We start from the raw sequence: 3,247 nt of genomic DNA, 5'->3' as shown, positions 1-3,247 counted from the left end.
GGCGCCGGGGGTCCCCCCCCCGCCTGCGGGGCCCCCGGCGCCGGGGCACCGCCCGGCCCCCCCGCGCCCGCCCCCCCCGGCGCCCCCCGCCCGCAGCCCGCCGCCCCGCTCGCCCAGCGGCACCGGCGCGGGCGGCTCGGCGTCTGGGACCACCGGCCGCTCGTCGAGGGAGGCCAGGAAGGCGGCCGCCACCTGGCGGGTCTCCTCCAGCAGCGCGGGCAGCCGGGACAGGTCGGCGGCGAGTTCGGGGTGCATGGCGTGTTTCTCCGGGTCGGTCGGGTGTGTCGTCGACGGTAGCCGCCGTCCCCCACGGTGTCCCGGTCCAATCCGCACCCGGTGGCCTGCCCGAGCGGGCGCTCGGACGGCCGACGCCCGGAAGGGTCGCCGGCCTCGACGGCCGGCGTTCTCGCAGCGCTCATCGCGTGGTCACGGCTGTCCCGGCCGGGACAGCCGTTCTGGCGGCGCGTCAGGGGCCGACGGCAGGATCGATAGCATGATCACATGAGTGAGCAGCCGCAGGTGTTCTCCAACCGCTGGGCCGACGCCGCCGCGCCGGGCGACCGGGATGCGTCCCACGACCAGTGCGACTGCCTCCCCCGGAGCCGCAGGGCGCCGGCGCGGCCGGTCGGGTTCCACAGCGAGCGCCAGGACACCACCGCGCCGGGCTGGCTGCGGCTGCTCGACCTGGTCGAGGAGGCGGCGGCCGACGGGCGGGAGGTCTTCCAGCCGCTGACGGAGCTGACCGCGCAGGAGCGGCGCCAGGTCGTCACGCTGCCGCCCACCGTCGCCAAGCTCACGGCGGTGAAGCACCTCGGCCTGTACGGCAGCAACCTGGTGCGCCTGCCGCCGGAGGTCGGCGCGATGACGAGTCTGGAGGAGTTCACCCCGTACACCTCGTACCGTCTGCACTGGTTCCCGTACGAGCTGACCCGGTGCCGCGGTCTGCGGCGCAGCACGGTGAGCACCCGTGCCGTCTACGGCAACTTCAAGTACCGGCCGCCGTTTCCCGCGCTGTCCGCCGGGCCGGGCGGCGCGACGGGGCTCGACCTCGGCGATCTCGACCCCCGGGTGTCGGGCGCCACGGCGATCCGCACCTGCAGCGTCTGCGACCGGGGCTTCGACGGGGCGGGCCTGCGCCAGGTGTGGATCTCCGGCCGGGTGGGGGCCGACGTGCTGCCGCTTTTGGTCAACGCCTGCTCCGCGGCGTGCGTGGCGGCGCTGCCCGCTCCCGCCGGGGGCTACGTCCCCGCCCCGCACACCGGCGGGCCCGGACTCGTCCAGCCGGACGCTTGCTGACGGCCGCACCGTCGTCGGGGGCGGGTCGGCGCCGGTGGCCGGGGTGGGTCATGCGGGCAGGGGCGGGCCGGTCTGGCTGGTCACCAGCGCTCGGTAGGGGGCGCAGCGGGCGAGGAGGGTGGGGTGGTCGGCGGCGTCGACGACGGTGCCGTGGTCCATCATGATGACGTGGTCGGCGTGCTGGACCGTGGTGAGGCGGTGGGCGACGACCACGACGGCGCTGCGGCGGGCGAGCCGGTCGACGATCTCGCGGAAGCGCAGTTCGTTGAGGCCGTCCAGCTGGCTGGTGGGTTCGTCCAGCAGGACGATGTCGGCGTCGGCGAGCAGGGCGCGGGCCAGGGCCATCCGCTGGCGCTGGCCGCCGGACAGGTCGAACTCGCGTCCCAGCACGGTGTCCAGGCCGTGCGGGAGGCGTTGGACGTCCTCGGCGAGGCCGACGGTGGCCAGGGCCCGGGCCAGTTCCCGATCGTCGGCGGCGCCGGCCCGGCCGAGCTGGAGGTTGTCGCGGGCGCTGGCCTCCAGGAGGGTGAACTCCTGGTCCACGTAGGCCATCCGGGCGCGCAGCGCGCCGAGCGGCCAGGCCTGGAGGTCGTGGCCGAGCACGCTGACCGAGCCGGTGCCCGGGCGCACGAAGCGGCCGACGAGGGCGAGGGCGGTGCTCTTGCCGGCGCCCGAGGGGCCGACGACGGCGGTCAGGCCGGTGCGCGGGATGCTGAAGGAGGCGGCGTCCAGGGCGGCCCGCCGGGTTCCGGTGTGGGTGTAGGTGACGGTGCGGAAGACCACCGCCGGGGCGTCGGGCGCGGGGGTGGGCGCGGTGCGGCCGGCGTCGTCCGGGTCGGCCTCGGGCGGCAGGACGAGCAGTTCGTTGCAGCGGTCGCGGGCGGCCAGGCCCGCCTGGAGGCGTCCGAACCCGGTGGCGAGGGTGTTGACGGAGGGGACGGTCTGGAGCAGGTAGAGCAGGAACGCGGCGAAGGCCGCCACCTTCAGCTCCCCCGCCGCCAGCCGGGCGCCGCCGGTGAGGATGACCGCGATCATCGCGAACTGGTTGCCGAGGGTGAGCACGGCCGGGACGAGGGCGCCGAGGCGGGCGCCGGTCAGCGAGACGGCGCGCAGGTGTTCGGCGTCCTCGGCCAGGACGCGGTCGGCGAGCGGTTCGGCCCGGTAGGCCTTGATGGTGGTGAGGGCGTCCAGGTCGGCGGTGAAGCGCTGGGCGATCCGGCCCACCGCGTCCTGCTGCCCGGTGACGTTGGCCCGCATCCGGCGGGTGATCACCAGGACCAGGCCGGTCAGCAGGGCGAGCGCGGCCACGGTGACGGCGGTGAGCACCCAGTCGATCCAGAGCATGACCGCGAGGGTCGCCAGCACGCTGAGCGCGGCGAGCGGCAGCTGCATCGCCACTTCCACCACCTGGCCCAGCAGTTGGGCGTCGGAGGTGACGCGGGCGGCGAGTTCGCCGGTGCCCCGGGCCCGGACGACGGGCAGGGGCAGCCGGAGCGCGTGGGACATCAGGGCGGTCCGCAGCCGGTAGGTCATCCCCTCCCCGATCCGCGCCAGTTGGAAGCCGGAGAGGGCCTGGGCGGCGGCGCCGGTGAGGGCGGCCGCGGCCATCATCAGCAGTCCGGGGGCGAGCGAGCGGTGGGCGGAGAAGTCGCCGACGATCCGGCGCACCAGCAGCGGGAGGGCGAGGGCGGCGGCGGTGGCCAGCACGGCGAGGGTCAGGGCGGCGGCGAGGCGGACCGGCTGGGCGGCGAGTTCGCGGCGCAGCCGGACCGGCGGCGGCACGGGCACGGGCGGTGGCGTGGACGCGGGCGGCGGCGTGGACGCGGGGGCGGGCCGGTCGGCCACGGGACACCTCTCTTCTGGGCGGGACGGCGCCGGGACGAGGAACGGGCCGCGGCGGCGGTGGCCGCGGCGGCCCGGGGAGCCGGCCGGGTGGTCCGCGGGACCACAC

At 76.8% G+C, this 3,247-nt stretch carries 2 protein-coding genes and 1 pseudogene; 1 reads left to right on the top strand and 2 read right to left on the bottom strand.

Going from position 1 to position 3,247, the window contains the following annotated elements; genetic code table 11:
• A pseudogene (locus tag ACFU74_RS29285) lies at positions 1-255 on the bottom strand (aspartate aminotransferase family protein); the annotation flags it as partial.
• 246 nt (positions 256-501) lie between these two features.
• Between ACFU74_RS29285 and ACFU74_RS29280 the strand changes: the two are divergent.
• Complete coding sequence (locus tag ACFU74_RS29280) at positions 502-1,296, top strand: leucine-rich repeat domain-containing protein (protein ID WP_380762063.1); 795 nt, start codon at positions 502-504, stop codon at positions 1,294-1,296.
• A gap of 48 nt (positions 1,297-1,344) precedes the next feature.
• Here ACFU74_RS29280 and ACFU74_RS29275 read toward each other — a convergent pair whose 3' ends face one another.
• Entirely contained in the window at positions 1,345-3,084 is a 1,740-nt protein-coding gene (locus tag ACFU74_RS29275) for an ABC transporter ATP-binding protein (protein WP_380762061.1), read from the bottom strand.
• Positions 3,085-3,247 lie beyond the last annotated feature (163 nt).

Source organism: Kitasatospora sp. NPDC057500, from assembly GCF_042802195.1.
In the GTDB taxonomy this organism is placed as follows: domain Bacteria; phylum Actinomycetota; class Actinomycetes; order Streptomycetales; family Streptomycetaceae; genus Kitasatospora.
The sequence above is the reverse complement of the archived record's forward strand: the minus strand, read 5'-3'. Positions and strand labels throughout refer to the sequence as shown.